The sequence below is a fragment of the Streptomyces sp. NPDC102514 genome (assembly GCF_055584525.1).
This window is the reverse complement of sequence record NZ_JBVJLW010000001.1, coordinates 991,856-1,006,710: the sequence shown is the minus strand read 5'-3', so window position 1 is coordinate 1,006,710 and position 14,855 is coordinate 991,856. Positions and strand designations below refer to the sequence as shown.

The 14,855-nt window shown below is 68.8% G+C and carries 14 protein-coding genes; 11 read left to right on the top strand and 3 right to left on the bottom strand.

The window, feature by feature from the left end:
• Window positions 1–6 precede the first annotated feature (6 nt).
• The 10 genes from ACZ60E_RS04490 to ACZ60E_RS04445 all read left to right on the top strand — a co-directional run bounded on the left by ACZ60E_RS04490 (window position 7) and on the right by ACZ60E_RS04445 (window position 11,853).
• On the top strand, window positions 7–1,044 hold the full coding sequence (locus tag ACZ60E_RS04490) for a sugar phosphate isomerase/epimerase family protein (protein ID WP_469437980.1): 1,038 nt from the start codon (window positions 7–9) through the stop codon (window positions 1,042–1,044).
• A complete protein-coding gene (locus ACZ60E_RS04485; protein WP_469437978.1) occupies window positions 1,041–1,949 on the top strand; it encodes a transketolase in 909 nt (302 codons plus the stop codon). The genes ACZ60E_RS04490 and ACZ60E_RS04485 overlap by 4 nt, the downstream gene beginning before the upstream one ends.
• Window positions 1,946–2,899 carry a transketolase family protein gene (locus ACZ60E_RS04480; protein WP_385831444.1) on the top strand — a complete coding sequence of 318 codons (954 nt, stop codon included), beginning with the start codon at window positions 1,946–1,948 and terminating at the stop codon, window positions 2,897–2,899. The genes ACZ60E_RS04485 and ACZ60E_RS04480 overlap by 4 nt, the downstream gene beginning before the upstream one ends.
• Window positions 2,899–4,368 (top strand): FGGY family carbohydrate kinase, encoded by a 1,470-nt coding sequence (locus ACZ60E_RS04475; protein ID WP_469437975.1) that lies wholly within the window; start codon window positions 2,899–2,901, stop codon window positions 4,366–4,368. Before ACZ60E_RS04480 ends, ACZ60E_RS04475 begins: the two co-directional genes overlap by 1 nt.
• Entirely contained in the window at window positions 4,365–5,039 is a 675-nt protein-coding gene (locus ACZ60E_RS04470; protein WP_469437972.1) for a DUF2291 family protein, read from the top strand. Before ACZ60E_RS04475 ends, ACZ60E_RS04470 begins: the two co-directional genes overlap by 4 nt.
• Window positions 5,036–6,595 (top strand): sugar ABC transporter ATP-binding protein, encoded by a 1,560-nt coding sequence (locus ACZ60E_RS04465; protein ID WP_469437970.1) that lies wholly within the window; start codon window positions 5,036–5,038, stop codon window positions 6,593–6,595. The genes ACZ60E_RS04470 and ACZ60E_RS04465 overlap by 4 nt, the downstream gene beginning before the upstream one ends.
• The gene (locus ACZ60E_RS04460; RefSeq protein WP_469437968.1) at window positions 6,588–7,814 is read left to right on the top strand and encodes an ABC transporter permease; all 1,227 of its coding nucleotides are present in this window, start codon (window positions 6,588–6,590) and stop codon (window positions 7,812–7,814) included. Before ACZ60E_RS04465 ends, ACZ60E_RS04460 begins: the two co-directional genes overlap by 8 nt.
• Window positions 7,815–7,912: 98 nt before the next feature.
• A complete protein-coding gene (locus ACZ60E_RS04455) occupies window positions 7,913–8,905 on the top strand; it encodes a D-ribose ABC transporter substrate-binding protein (protein ID WP_453790617.1) in 993 nt (330 codons plus the stop codon).
• A 115-nt stretch (window positions 8,906–9,020) separates the two neighbouring features.
• Window positions 9,021–9,989: a sugar-binding transcriptional regulator gene (locus ACZ60E_RS04450; protein WP_384797995.1), complete on the top strand. Its 969-nt coding sequence runs from the start codon at window positions 9,021–9,023 to the stop codon at window positions 9,987–9,989.
• Window positions 9,990–10,242: 253 nt separating this feature from the next.
• Window positions 10,243–11,853, top strand: coding sequence for a nucleoside hydrolase-like domain-containing protein (locus ACZ60E_RS04445; protein ID WP_469437964.1), 1,611 nt, complete (start codon window positions 10,243–10,245; stop codon window positions 11,851–11,853).
• 95 nt (window positions 11,854–11,948) lie between these two features.
• Here ACZ60E_RS04445 and ACZ60E_RS04440 read toward each other — a convergent pair whose 3' ends face one another.
• From ACZ60E_RS04440 to ACZ60E_RS04430, 3 genes are all read right to left on the bottom strand, one after another.
• Window positions 11,949–12,641, bottom strand: coding sequence for a hypothetical protein (locus ACZ60E_RS04440; RefSeq protein ID WP_469438346.1), 693 nt, complete (start codon window positions 12,639–12,641; stop codon window positions 11,949–11,951).
• A 333-nt stretch (window positions 12,642–12,974) separates the two neighbouring features.
• Window positions 12,975–13,796 carry an APH(3'') family aminoglycoside O-phosphotransferase gene (locus tag ACZ60E_RS04435; RefSeq protein ID WP_469437962.1) on the bottom strand — a complete coding sequence of 274 codons (822 nt, stop codon included), beginning with the start codon at window positions 13,794–13,796 and terminating at the stop codon, window positions 12,975–12,977.
• Window positions 13,797–13,935: 139 nt separating this feature from the next.
• A complete protein-coding gene (locus ACZ60E_RS04430; protein WP_453790620.1) occupies window positions 13,936–14,346 on the bottom strand; it encodes a RidA family protein in 411 nt (136 codons plus the stop codon).
• 77 nt (window positions 14,347–14,423) lie between these two features.
• Between ACZ60E_RS04430 and ACZ60E_RS04425 the strand changes: the two genes are divergently transcribed.
• Window positions 14,424–14,795 (top strand): winged helix-turn-helix transcriptional regulator, encoded by a 372-nt coding sequence (locus tag ACZ60E_RS04425; protein ID WP_385831428.1) that lies wholly within the window; start codon window positions 14,424–14,426, stop codon window positions 14,793–14,795.
• Window positions 14,796–14,855 lie beyond the last annotated feature (60 nt).

The window sequence follows — 14,855 nt, the reverse complement described above, 5'->3', positions numbered from 1 at the left end:
ACCTGCATGTCGACTCAACCACGCATAGACATTCAGCAGCCTGGTCAGAACGAACCGATCTACGGCGCCGGTGTCTGGCACTTCGCGACCTACGTCGACCGATACGCCACGGACGGCTACGGCGAACCACGCACCATCCTCGACGCCATCAAGCTCGCCGGAGCGGTCGGCGATCTGTCCGTCCTCGACCTGAACTGGCCCTTCCCACCGGGCGACATCAGCACCGCCGAGGTGCGGGAGGCCCTGGCCGAGCAGAACCTGCGGGCCATCGCCGTGACGCCGGAGTTCTACACCGGCAAGTTCGCCAAGGGAGGCTTCACCAACCCCGACCCCGCCGTCCGCCGCCAGGCCATCGACCTGGTCGCCGCGTCGGCCGAGGTCGGACGCGAACTGGGCGTGGACTACATCAAGATCTGGCCCGGGCAGGACGGCTACGACTATCCCTTCCAGGCCGACTACACCGACCTGTGGACCAAGTCGGTCGACGCACTGCGCGAACTCGCCCAGTCCTTCCCCGACCTGAAGTTCGCCATCGAGTACAAGCCGCGCGAGCCCCGCAACCGGATGGTCTTCTCGTCCGTCGCACGAACCCTGCTCGCCATCCAGGACATGGGCGTGGACAACGTCGGCGTCCTGCTCGACTTCGGCCACTCCCTGTACGGCGGAGAGACTCCCGCCGAGGCCGCCCGGCTGGCCATCGCCCGGGACCGGCTCTTCGCGATCGACGTCAACGACAACTTCCGCGGCTGGGACGACGACATGGTCGTCGGCTCCGTACACCTGCTGGAGACCTTCGAGTTCTTCTTCGCCCTCCAGGACGCCGGCTGGGAGGGAGTCTGGCAGCTCGACCAGTTCCCGTTCCGGGAGGACCCCGTCGAGGCGGCCCGTACCGGCATCCGCACCATGCGCGCCTTCCACCAGGCACTGGGCTACCTCGACCGCGAGGAACTGGCCGCCGCGCAGGCCGCACAGGACGCCCTCGGCGCGCAGCGCATCGCCAAGCGGGCGCTGTTCCGCGCCCTCGCCGAGAGTGAATCCGAATGAGCGCCGTCCTGGAGACCGCCGCCCCCCTGCGGACCGACGAGGTGGCCGCCCGCGCCTACGAACCGCGCGGCGCACGACTGCGTGCGGCTTCCCCCGCCGAGGCAGCCGCGGAACTCGCCGACATCTCGGCCTCGATCCGCCGCGACATCATCACCACCATCCAGTCGGCCGGCATGGGCCATGTGGGAGGTGACCTGTCCGTCACCGACCTGATGGTCACCGCCCTGTGGGGCACGCTGCGCATGCATCCCACGCAGGCCGACCACCCTCAGCGCGACCGGTTCGTCCTCAGCAAGGGCCACTGCGCCGCGGCCCTGTACTCGACTCTGGCGTCCTGCGGGTTCTTCCCGCGGAGCAGGCTGAGCGAGTTCATGGCTCCGCTGTCGCCGCTCAACGGCCACCCGGCCCGGCTCAAGGTCCCCGGAGTGGAGACCAACAGCGGACCGCTCGGACACGGCTTCCCCGTGGCCACCGGATGCGCACTGGGAGCGAAGCTGCGCGGCGAGACCTGGCGCACCATCGTGGTGCTCGGCGACGGCGAGATGCAGGAAGGCAGCAACTGGGAAGCCGCCATGACGGCCGCCCACTACGAACTGGCGAACCTGACGGCCGTCGTCGACCGCAACCGGCTGCAGCAGGGCGCGCGCACCGAGGACACCAAGTCGCTGGAGCCGCTGGACGCCAAATGGGCCAGCTTCGGCTGGGAGGTCCGCGTCATCGACGGGCACGACCACCGGGCGATCAAGGAGGCGTACGAGCCGTCGACCACCGGGCGACCCGTCGCGGTGATCGCCAACACCACCAAGGGCAAGGGCGTGTCGTTCATGGAGGACCGCGTCGAATGGCACCACAAGGTGCCCACCGACGACCAGGTGCGTCTCGCGCTGGAGGAGCTGAACCGATGACCTCCGTGGCCGAACAGGCACCCACCTTCGACTGCCGCGCCGACTTCGCCGACGAACTCGCCGTGCTGGCCCGCGCCGACGAACGGATCGTGGCGGTCTGCAACGACTCTGTTGGCTCCAGCAACCTCGTCAAGTTCCGCGAGGAGTTCCCCACCCGTCTCATCAACGTCGGCATCGCCGAACAGGACCTGGTCGGTGTGTCGGCCGGTCTCGCCAACGCCGGGTTCATCCCCTTCGCGTCCGCGGCGGCGCCCTTCCTCACCGGCCGCGCCCTGGAACAGATCAAGGCCGACATCGCCTACACCCACCGCCACGTCGTGCTCTGCGGCCAGAGCCCGGGCATGGCCTACGGAGAGCTGGGGCCCACCCACCACTCCATCGAGGACCTGTCCTGGATGCGCGCGATCCCGGGTCTGGACATCATCGTGCCGGCCGATCCGGCGCAGACACGCAGCGCGGTGCGCTGGGCCGCGGCGTCGGGCAGACCCACCTACATCCGCGTACCGCGCTTCAAGGTGCCCGCCGTCACCCCCGACGACGCGCCCTTCGAAGCCGGCCGTGCCGTACAGCTCCGCGAGGGCTCCGACGTCACCCTGATAGCCGTGGGCACCATGGTCTCCCGCGCCCTGGACGCCGCCCACCTGCTCGCGCAGCAGGACATCTCCGCCCGCGTCCTCAACATGACCTTCGTCGAACCCCTCGACACAGCCGCCGTCGTCGCCGCCGCGCGGGAGACCCGAGCCGTCGTCACCGCCGAGGAAGGACTGCTCTCCGGCGGCCTGGGAGCCGCCGTGGCCAAGGTCGTGGCAGAGAGCAACCCGGTCCCCGTACGCATGCTGGGTGTGCCCAGTTTCGCTCCGACCGGCAGTGCGGCCTTCCTGCTCGAACACTTCGGGCTGACAGCCGACGGAGTCGCCGGCGCCGCGCGCGAGGCACTGGGACGGGTGTGATGAGACCGCACGTTCTCGCCGTCGACCAGGGGACCAGTTCCACCAAGGCACTGCTCCTCGACGCCGCGGGCGACATCGTCCGCCGGGCCGAAGCGCCCCTGTCCCAGTCCCACCCCGGCCCCGGCCTGGTGGAACAGGACGCGACCGCCCTCCTCGGCAGCGTGCGCGGCGCCGTCGCCGACTGCCTGACGGGCATCGACCCGCGCACGGTGACCGGCGTGGCCCTGAGCACCCAGCGCGAGTCGGTCGTCCTGTGGGAGGCGGCGACCGGCGAGCCGGTCGCACCGCTGGTCAGCTGGCAGGACCAGCGCGGAGGAGAACGTGCGGCCCGCCTCACCGACGCCGGAGCGGCCGACGAGATCCGCCGCCGCACGGGTCTCCCACTCGATCCCATGTTCTCCGCTCTCAAAATGGCCGCCCTGCTCGACGTGCACGACCCCTCACGGGCCCGCACCAAGGACGGCACCCTGCGCCTGGGCACCGTCGACGCCTACCTCGTCCACCGGCTCACCGGGCAGGCGGTCACCGAGATCGGCAACGCCTCCCGGACCCAGCTGCTCAACCTCGCCACCGGTGACTGGGACGACGAACTCCTCGGCCTCTTCGACATCCCGCGTGCCGCACTGAGCCGTGTCGTGCCCTCCACCGGGCCGTTCGGAACGCTGCACGGCCTCGACCCACTGACCGACGGCACCCCGCTCCTGGCCGTCATGGGTGACTCGCACGCCGCCCTGTTCGCCCACGCCGGCTGGCGCCCCGGCACCGTGAAGGTCACCTACGGCACTGGTTCCTCCGTCATGACGGTGACGGACTCCCCCGAACCGGCGGAACATGTGTGCAGCACCATCGCCTGGTCCACCGGCCGTCCCGTCCACGCGCACGAGGCCAACATCCGCTCCACCGGGCGCACCCTCACCTGGCTGGCCGACCTGCTCGGCACCGGGGCGGAGGAACTCATCCGGCTCGCCGCCGACGCGGACGCGGGCGACGCGACCCTCGTGCCGGCCTTCGGCGGCATCGGGGCACCCTGGTGGGACACCCGCGCCGTGCCCCTCCTCGCCGGTTTCGGGCTGGGCACCGGCCGCGCCCAACTGGCGCGCGCCGCACTGGAATCGGTCGCCCTTCAGGTGGCCGACGTCCTCGCCGCCCTGCCCGGTCTGCGCCAAGTCGTGGCCGACGGCGGCCTCAGCCGCAGCGACGCTCTCATGCAACTGCAGGCCGACGTCTCCGACGTCACGGTGGCCCGTACCCGGCACCACGAACTGTCCGCCGCGGGCGCCGCGCACCTGGCGGGCCTGGGACTCGGCCTGTGGACGACCGCCGACCTGGAACAGCGCGCGGACTCCGGCCTGCGGACCTTCACAGCCGACTGGGACGACGCCCGGCGCAGCGACACCGTCGCGCGCTGGCGTCATCGGGTCGCGGCCGCTCGCGACCTCGGGACACGCGGACAGCAAAGGACGTCATGACCACAGCAGACTTGCCCCAGACAGGCAGGAAGACGGCACACCTCCGGGGCCGCATCACCCTGGGCAGCGGTTCCCTCATCGCCCTCGTGCTCCTGCTCGCCGCCATCGCGGCCACCACCACCTACCGCTCGGACAGCGAGGACAAAGCGAGCGGCAAGCCCGCGTTCGACGCCGCCAAGTACGCCGCCGGCACGTACGAACCCAAGGTCGTCCCCGCGATGGAGAAGAACGCCGTGGACATCGCCACCCTGTACAAGGCCATCGCCGCCGACCCCGAGGCGGCCGGCAAGCAGTACGGGCACCGGCCGGGCACCGGCCCGTACAGCTACGCCGTGACGCTGACCGGGACCGCGGGCGCCGCCGAGAACGGCCTCCTGCAGGTCACCGTGCCCGGTCTGGCCAAGACCCGCGTCTCCGTGCAGGTCGGCCCTGCCATCAACGGCACGGCACTTCGCGACGCGGCCGGCTTCATCACCTTCGGCCAGTTCACCAACCAGGTCGAGTACGCCGACGCCGCCACGGCACTGAACACCGCAATGAAGGACAAGGTGCTCAAGGCCTTCGATCCCGCGGCGGTCCGCGGCAAGAAGGTCACCGTCGTCGGCGCCATGACACCGCTGACCGCCGACGTACTGACCCTCACCCCCGTCTCGATCGAGGCCGCGTCATGACCTCCACGGCCAAGGAAGCGCCGGCCGCGCCCGTGCTGCGCGCCGCCGAGGTCACCAAGGTGTACGGCGGAACGCAGGCACTCAAGGGCGTTTCGCTGGACATCCCGGCGGGCCGCACCACCGTGCTCTTCGGCGAGAACGGGGCCGGCAAGTCGACCCTGATGAAGATCCTCAGCGCCGTCGAGTCCCCCAGCACCGGGCACATCGAACTCGACGGCCGCGCAGTGGAGTTCGGCAGTGCGAGGGAGGCGTCCGACCACGGCGTCTCGATCATCCACCAGGAACTGAGTCTCTGCCCCAACCTGAGCATCCAGGACAACCTCTTCCTCGGCCGTGAGCGCACCCGGCAGGCCGGTACGCTGCTCGACCGCACCACCCAGCGGGCCATGGCACGACAGGTGCTGGGCCGGCTCGACGAGGGACTCGACCCCGACACCTCCGTCGGCGAGCTGCGGCTCGGCCAGCAGCAACTCGTCGAGATCGCCCGCGCGTTGCTGCAGAACGCCCGGGTGCTGATCATGGACGAACCGACCTCCGCGCTCAGCGCACCGGAGGTGGAGATCCTCTTCCAGGTCATCCGCGAGCTCAAGGCCGCGGGCGTCGCGATCGTGTACATCTCGCACCACCTGGAAGAAGCCCTCTCCGTCGCCGACGAGGTGGCGGTCCTGCGGGACGGCGCCATGGTCGCGACCGCCCGGGCGGACGACATCGACCTCGCCTGGATCGTCCGCAAGATGGTGGGCCGCAGCCAGGACGATCTCTTCCCCGACCGGAACCCCACCCTGGGTCCCGTCGCGCTGGAGATCACCGAACTGTCCGTCGCCGACCCGTCCGTTCCCGGGCGGCTCGCGGTGAACAGCCTGTCCACGTCCGTCCGGGCCGGCGAGATGGTCGGCATCTACGGCCTGATGGGCAGCGGCCGTACCGAACTGCTGGAGTGTCTGGCCGGCCGGATGCCCGCCGCCTCGGGCGAACTGCGCCTCCACGGCGAACCGCTCACCGGCAGCGTCCGCGACCGCATCCGCAACGGGCTGGCCCTCGTCCCCGAGGACCGCCAGCGAGACGGTCTCGTCCATTCCATGACGGTGGGCCAGAACCTGTCACTGGCCTCCGTGACCAGGTTCGTACGCCGTCTGCTGCTCAACCGGCGTGCCGAGGACGAGGCAGTGACCTCGATGATCTCCGACGTGACGGTGAAGACCCCCGGATCGCGGGCGCCCATCGGCTCGCTCAGCGGCGGGAACCAGCAGAAGGTCGTCATCGGAAAGGCGCTGATGACCGGCCCGCGCGTCCTGCTGCTGGACGAACCGTCCCGCGGCGTGGACGTGGGAGCCAAGGCCGACGTCTTCGAACTGATGGCCCAGCAGGCCGAACGCGGCCTCGCCGTGCTCTTCACCACCTCCGAGGCCGAGGAGGCGCTGCACATGCCCGACCGGCTCCTGGTCCTGGCGCGCGGCCGTCTCGTCGCCGACCTGAAAGCCGGAGAGATCACCCGGGACCGGCTGATGAGCCTGGCCGACGGAGCCGACACCACCGAGAAGGCACACCATGAGTGACACCCTGACCAAGGACCACGAGGTAGTGCTCCAGCAGCGTCGCACCGCGGCTGCCCAGGCACGACGCCTCAAGACGGTCGACTCCATCTTCGAACTGCGTGCCTTCATCGCACTCGGAGTCCTGATCGTCGTCTTCAGCCTGCTGTCGGACTCCTTCCTCACCGTCGACAACGTGATCACGATGACCAAGCACGTCGCCATCAACGCGATCCTCGCGCTGGGCATGCTGCTGGTCATCCTGAAGGGCGGGATCGACCTCTCCGTCGGCTCGACCGTCGGCCTGTCCGGAGTGATCGCCGGCGAACTGCTCCAGGGCCTGCACCTGAGCATCCTCGACGTCGTCGCCTATCCGCAGGTCTGGGCCGTCATCGTCCTGTGCATCGGAGTCGGCGCCCTGGTCGGCACCGTCAACGGCATCCTCATCACCCGCCTGAACGTGGCCCCGTTCATCGCCACTCTCGGCATGCTGTACGTGGCCCGCGCCACCGCCCTCCTCATCTCCGACGGCACCACCTACCCCGACCTGGCCGGCGACCCGGGCACCCACAACACCGGCTTCGACTGGCTCGGCGGGGGCCGGCCCCTGGGTCTGCCCGTAGCGGTCTGGATCATGATCGTGGTGGCGGGACTCGTCGCCGTCCTGCTCCGCTCGACCCCCTTCGGCCGCTGGCTCTACGCCACCGGCGGCAACGAGCGCGCCACCGAGCTCAGCGGAGTCCCCGTCAAGCGCGTCAAACTCCTCGTCTACGTGATCTCCGGCGCCTGCGCCGCGATGTCCGGCCTGATCATCGCCTCGGAACTCACCTCTGCCGCACCACAGGCCGGCGAGACCTTCGAACTCAACGCCATCGCGGCCGTCGTCATCGGCGGCGCCGCGCTCTCCGGCGGCCGGGGCAACGTACGCGGCACTCTCGTCGGCGCCTTCGTCATCGGCTTCCTCGCCGACGGTCTCGTCATCCTCGGCGTCTCGACGTTCTGGCAGATGCTCATCAAGGGCGCCGTCATCATCATCGCCGTCATCCTCGACCAGAGCCAGCAGCGCTTCCAGCGCCGCCGCGCGGCAGCATCCGCGGTCGCCGTGAAGACCGATCCCGGCCCGGCCGATCCCGATCCCGATCCGGTCGATCCAGGCCCGGCCGGTGCGGGTCCGGCCAGCGCGGGCCCGGCTGGTGCGGGCAGCGCCGCACGAGGCGACTCCGGCAGGCTCGCGGACGACTGACGTCCGCACGGCCCCCCTCATCCACCACTACTCATCCGCCCCTCGCAGTACCGAACCTCTACTGACGCAAGTCCGCACATCGTTGTGAGGAGACCAGAATGTTCCACCGCAAGCCCCATCGCGCCGTCACGACCACCGCAGCCCTCGCCGCAGGTGCCCTGCTCCTGACCGCGTGCGGGAGCTCCGACGACTCGTCGTCCGGGGCGAGCTCGTCCAAGAGCGGCTCGAAGAGCAACCTGGTCGCCATCATCACCCCCTCCGCGGACAACCCCTTCTTCAAGGCGGAGGCGGACGCGGCGAAGAAGAAGGCCGTGAGCCTCGGCTACAAGACCTCCGTCGCCTCGCACGACGACGACCCGAACAAGCAGAGCGAACTCATAGACGCCGCCATCTCCCGCAAGGCCGCGGCGATCATCCTGGACAACGCGGGCGCCGACGCCTCGATCGGCCCCGTCCGCAAGGCCACCAAGGCCGGCATCCCCGTCTTCCTCATCGACCGCGAGATCAACGAGACCGGTATCGCCAAGGCCCAGATCGTGTCCAACAACGCCCAGGGCGCACAGCTCGCGGCGCAGGAGTTCGTCACAGCGACGAAGGGCAAGGGCGAGTACGTCGAGCTGACCGGCAAGGAGTCCGACACCAACGCCAGTGTCCGCTCCAAGGGCTTCGCCGATGTCATCTCTCAGTACCCGGACCTGAAGCAGGTCGCCAAGCAGACGGCGAACTGGGACCAGCAGGAGGCCTTCAGCAAGATGGAGACCATCCTCCAGCGCAACCCGAAGATCAGCGGTGTCATCGCGGGCAACGACACCATGGCCCTCGGCGCGGTCGCCGCGATCAAATCGGCCAAGCGCAAGAACATCGTCGTCGTCGGCTTCGACGGCAGTCCGGACGCCATCGCCCAGATCAAGGCCGGCACCATGCGGGCGACAGCACTCCAGCCCGCCGCTCTGGGAGCCGAACGGGCGGTCGAGCAGGCCGACAAGTACGTGAAGACGGGCAAGACCGGACAGCCCGAGAAGCAGTCCATCGACTGCGAACTGATCACCGTGAAGAACGCCGACGAGTACGGGGTCTTCGCCAAACTCTGATGCCGGCGACCCGACACCGCGGGCGGCCGTGGCGGAACCCCGACGATAGGGTGTGGTGTTCCGCAGCGGTGACAGGCTCTGGCGCCCGACCGCCAGGGACGACAAGGATGGAGACATGGTGGCGGCAGCGTCCACTCCCACCCCTGACCATATGCGGCTGCTGGTCAAGGTGGCCCGCATGTATCACGAGCGCGGAGTACGCCAGCCCGAGATCGCGGCACACCTCAACATGTCGCAGCCCCGCGTCTCCCGCCTGCTGAAAGAGGCGGTCGACCGGGGAGTGGTCCGCACCGTGGTCGTGTCACCGGAAGGGGTGCACGCGGAGCTCGAAGAAGCCCTCGTGGCACGGTACGGCCTGCGCGACGCCGTGGTGGTCGAGGTCGAGGGGTCGGGAGCCGATGTCATCCCCGCGCTCGCCGCGGCCACCGCCACCTACCTCGACGCCACTCTCAAGGGCGGAGACGTGATCGGCGTCTCCTCCTGGAGCGCCACGCTGCTTGAGTCCGTGAAGGTGATGCGGGCCAGGACCTCCTCCGGCGCGCAGGAAGTCGTACAGATCGTCGGTGGTTCGGGCAGCCCCGAAGTACAGCTGCACGCAACGCGGTTGACGAGCCGACTGGCCGAACTGACCGGCGCACGACCGGTGTTCGCCCCGTCCGCCGCCCTGGTCGGCAGCAGGGAACTGAGGGTCCTGCTGGCGCAGGAACCGGCGATGGTGGACGTGATGCAGGCGTGGTCGCGTCTCACCCTGGCCCTGCTGGGCATCGGCAGTCTCGATCCCTCACCGTTGCTGCGACGCTCGGGCAACGCCATCACCGCCCAGGACCAGCGGGCACTCAAGAAACTCGGAGCGGTGGGCGACGTCTGCGCCCGGTACTTCGACGCCGACGGGAACTCCGTCGACGCCCCCTTCAACGACCGCCTCATCGGCATCGAACCGGACCAGCTCCGCGCCGTGGAACGCCGCATCGCGGTGGCGGGCGGAATGGACAAGGTGGCGGCGATCCGCGGTGCGGTGCGCGGCAGGTGGATCAACATCCTGGTCACCGACATCGACGTCGCCCGAGAGCTGCTGAACGACTGATCACCACGCAACGCATGAACGCATGAACGCGTAGATACCTAGGCGCGTAGACGCGTAGACGCATGCACCCGACCTGGGTACAAACGGGCCGGACGCGTCGTCAACTCCACACGTCACAAGGCGATTTCACTAACAGGCAACGGCCTCGACGGTCGGCGACGGCGAACCGAGCGCAAGCAGCCGATCCGCCGGCAGCGCGTTGCCCCGCTCGCACACAGCGACCGATCCAGCGACCGACACATGGAGGCATCCGATGACACTCCACGTCCCGATCAGCACCACACACTCCCCCAGATCCACCCGCCTCGCCCGCATGCTCGTCGTGAGCACGGCCGTTCTCGGCCTCACCGTGCCGATGACGACACCCGGCTCGGCGGCGGGCGGCGGCACGCCCTCGACGGACAAGAACCGGCAGACACACACCAGCAACCACACCACGACGCCGTCGGCCGCACCCCGCACGATCGTGACGACCGACCCGGAACTGGACGACCTGAACTCGATGCTGCGCATGCTGCTCTACAGCAACGAGATCGACATCGCCGGCCTGGTCTACTCGTCCAGCCAGCACCACTACCAGGGCGACGCGAGCCGCGGCCTGGAGCCGCACCGCTGGCCCGCACCCGGTGCCCGGCTGCACATCGACGAGGCCGTCGACGCCTACGCCAAGGTGTACAGGAACCTGGTCCGCCACAACCCGCGTTACCCCTCGCCCTCCCGGCTGCGGTCGCTCATCGCGACGGGCAACATCATCGACGAGGGCGACATGGCCGCGGACACCAAAGGCTCGGACCTCATCAGGAAGGTCCTGCTCGACGACAAGCCAGGGCAGGTGTTCCTCCAGGCCTGGGGCGGACCCAACACCATCGCCCGGGCCCTCAAGTCGATCCAGGACCAGTACCAGGGCACACCACGGTGGCGCGCGATCTACAAGAAGATCGTGAACAAGGCGGTCATCACCAGCTTCGGTCAGCAGGACTCCACGTTCGAGGACTACATCAAACCCAACTGGCCGGACATCCAGAACCGCGAGGTGGCCACATCCGTCTGGGGTTACGGTTCCCGCGGCGTCGTCCGCCCCGAGGACACGGTCTACCACTCCGCCGACTGGACCCGGGCCAACGTCTCCGGCACGGGGCCGATCGGCGCCTCCTACCGCGTCTGGGGCGACGGCAAACAGATGGCAGCCGGCTTCGACGACGAGGACTACTTCGGCCTGTCCGGCTACACGGCCGAGGAACTGAGAGCGATGGGGTATATGGTCTGGACGCCGCCACAACCGAAGGGATCGTGGATCTCCGAAGGTGACTCCTCCAACTTCGCGCTCCTCGTCGACAACGGGCTGCGCAGTTATCAGCACCCCGGCTGGGGCGGCTGGGGCGGCCGACAGGTCGTCGACCCCGACGACCACCACAGGTGGTCCAACCAGAACGCACGGGACGCCGACGCGACGGGCGCCACTCCCCGCGACTACGCGGCCGCACGCTGGTTCTCCGCCATCCAGAACGACTTCGCCGCCCGGCTCGACTGGAGTGTCAGCAAGTTCGCCGACGCGAACCACGCACCCCGCGTCCGCGTGCCTCAGGGCTTGGACATCAGCCGCCGCGCCGGCCGGACGGTCGAGCTCACGTCCCGGACGGCGGACCCCGACGGCGACACCGTCACCCGCACATGGTGGCAGTACCGGGAAGCCGGAACCTACCCGGGCACCGTCGGCATCAGGCACACGAAGACCGGTGCGGTGCGAGTGGACATTCCCGCGGACGCCCGGCCCGGGCAGACCATTCATCTCATCGTCGAGGCCAAGGACAACGGCACGCCGGCCCTGACCAGCTACCAGAGAGTCGTCATCACCGTCACCTGATCCGGCCGCCGTACAAAGTTCCAAGCCGGTCCATACAGCGCGTACTTGATGCCAGGGGCGCCGGCGGTTCAGCAGCCGTGGCGCCCCGGTCGCACTCAGATGATGCGGGGGACGGTCTCGTTGCGCTGGGTGGACCAGTTGGTGACGATGGGCTTGTCCACGGTGGCCGTGTCGGGGAGTTCGAGTTCGGCGGGGTCGGGGTCGTCCTCGGTGACCGCGATGATGATGTTCTCGAACTGTGTGCCGGCGTCGCCGTCGGTGGTCTTGGCATCGACGCCGGTGTACGCGACGGCGGAGCCGGTGAGCTTGATCGGGTCCTCGCCACCCTGCCCGACCGGGGAGGCGACGCCGTCGCGGCCGGAACCGAAGGACACGCTGGGGGTGTTGACGTCCAGGTAGCAGGTGATGCCGGACTTGGCCTTGGCCGTGATCTGGTAGTAGCCGTCCACGTCGGGATCGGACTTCCAGGCGACCGTGAAGTCCAGGTCGTTGGTACCGCAGGACTGCCCGTAACCGGACTTGTCGCCGCTGCCCGAGTCACCCTTGTCGCCCTTGTCGTCGGAGCCGCCGCCGCTGGAGCCTCCGGCAGGAGTGCTGGCGCCGGTCGACGGGCTGTCGCCGGAGGGCGTCTCACTCCCCCCGCCGCCGGAGGAGGCGGAGGAAGGGGCCGCGGAGCTGCCGGCGTCCGCAGAGTCCTCCGGCTCACACGCAGTCGTGGCGGCGAGGGCCGTCACGGCCGCGGCGGCCAGGACGAGACGGGTGGAACGGGCGGCGAGACGCGAGCGCATCATGATCTCCAACGGCTGTCGGTTGCGGTGCTTCCTGCTGACACCGCCGACACTAGGGCCGGGCCGATCTTCAGTTGATCCCGAGAATGTCCAGGTCCCGTATCAACGAATCGGTTCCATAAAACGGCGTCGAGTTGCCTCACGACGGCAGGAGGAGACACAAGAAACCTGCCGCCGCGTTCGCCGACCGGGCAGGGTTCATCGACGAGGCTGGGGTCATCGACCGGGCAGGGATCAGCCATCGGCCACGAGAAGACCAAGACGATCTGCCTGGCTGGACTCCACATCGGAGACGCCTTGCTCCGGTCCGTCCGATGATCCCCAGGAAGTCGATCAGCCCCAGGTGAGCGGGTCGAGATGGAGGTAGAACCGCAGGCGGTCGTGGTCGAGGGCGATGCCGTACCTCTCGGCGAAGGCCGTATCCGCGCCCCGGGCCTGCTCCTCGTCCGTCCACGTTTCTCGCGCGTTGGCGAGGAGCAGCGCCAAGTCGACGTAGCGGTCGGCCAGTCCGAGGCGACCCAGGTCGATGAAGCCTGCCACGTCCAGGGTCTGCGGATCGAGGATGATGTTGGGCAGACACAAGTCCCCGTGGCAGACGACCATGTCGGCAGCTTCCTGCTCCCGTCGCCGTGCGACCTGCCGGGTGACGCGGTCCAACAGCTCGGCGGTGGACGTCTGTTGCTGGTCGACGGGGAGGAACTCGGGGTTGACCGCGTCACGCGCCACGACATCGCGCGCCACGTCGACCATGACATCCAGGCCCCAGCGAAAGGGACACTGGGACACAGGTGTCTCGTGCAGTCGGCGGACCGCGTCCGCGATACGTTCCCAGGCGACCCGCAGGTCCTCAGCGGGCACCTGATCAGCGGGTACGCCCGAGACAGCACTCGTCACGAGACAGACACCACCGTCACCAGACCGCCAGTCGAGCACGCGGGGACCAGGCACACCCTGATCGCTCAGCCATGTGCTCCGGTCGCGCTCGGCTTCCAGGTCGGCCGCATCCGCAGCAGGCACGCACTTGGCATACCGGGTGGCATCCGCGCTACGAAAGACAGTTGCTCCCGACTCGCCCGCGGTGACAGGCAACCAGCCGCCGTCATCCACCCCGAACGTCACCGGCGACATGGTCTGAGTTCCACGGCGATCACGCATGGCTGCCACTCTAGTTAGCCCGCCACAGAGACTCCGCGCCTGTGGACAGCGTGCGGCTGCAGGAGCCGCGTCCGCCCCCATCACGCGGCCTCGTCAAGGCACCACTGAACGGAGCCGTTGAACAGCACCACCTCGACGATCACTCAAGGATTGCGGTTGCCTCGACCTCGACGAGGACATCCGGCTCGAAGAGGTAGTCGACACCGATGAGGGAGGCCGGGGGCAGGGGAACCCGGAGCCCGATCTCCTCGGCGACAGCCTCCACACCGGCCATGAAATCGCCGATCCTGTCCGGGCTCCACTGAGTCACGTAGAACGTCAGGCGAAGCACGTCCGTGAACGACGCGCCCGCGCCTGTCAGCCCGACGGAGGTGTTGCGCAGCGCCTGCGCGACCTGCCCGGCGAGATCGCCAGGTGCGACCGGAGTGCCGTCGGCCTGGCGGGCGATCTGCCCGCTGACGTGGATGTGCCTCGTGCCGGTACCCACGGCGACGTGGTGATACGGGGTCGGCTGCAGCATGCCTTCCGGCGTGAAGTACTGAACAGTCATGATCTTCTCTCCTCCAGAGTAAGTATCTGTAAGCTACCTAGTAGGAGAAGGACACTTCAACGAGACCAGGTTTCGCCATGGATACCGACGACGAACTCCGTATCGAGGCCCCGCACCGCGAACTGCTCGATCAGATCCTCGACAAGTGGTCGCTGAGCGTCCTCAACGAACTCTGCGAACGCCCGTGCCGCTTCAACGAACTACGCCGGGCCATCCCCCAGGTCACGCAGAAGTCGCTCACCGCGACGCTCCGGCGGCTGGAACGCAACGGCGTCATCGAGCGCGAGGTCGTCTCCACCCGCCCCGTGGCGGTCATGTACCGGATCACGCCCCTCGGCAAGACACTTCGGCCCCCCATCGACGTACTGCTGGCATGGGCCTCACAGAACATGCCCGCCATCGAACGAGCCCGCGGAGACTTCGACACACGGGAGGAATCCGGCCTCTGAGAGGACCGTGCGCGGACGGTGTCCGCGGCGTCGAATCCGAAAGCGGACGGGAACTCGGCC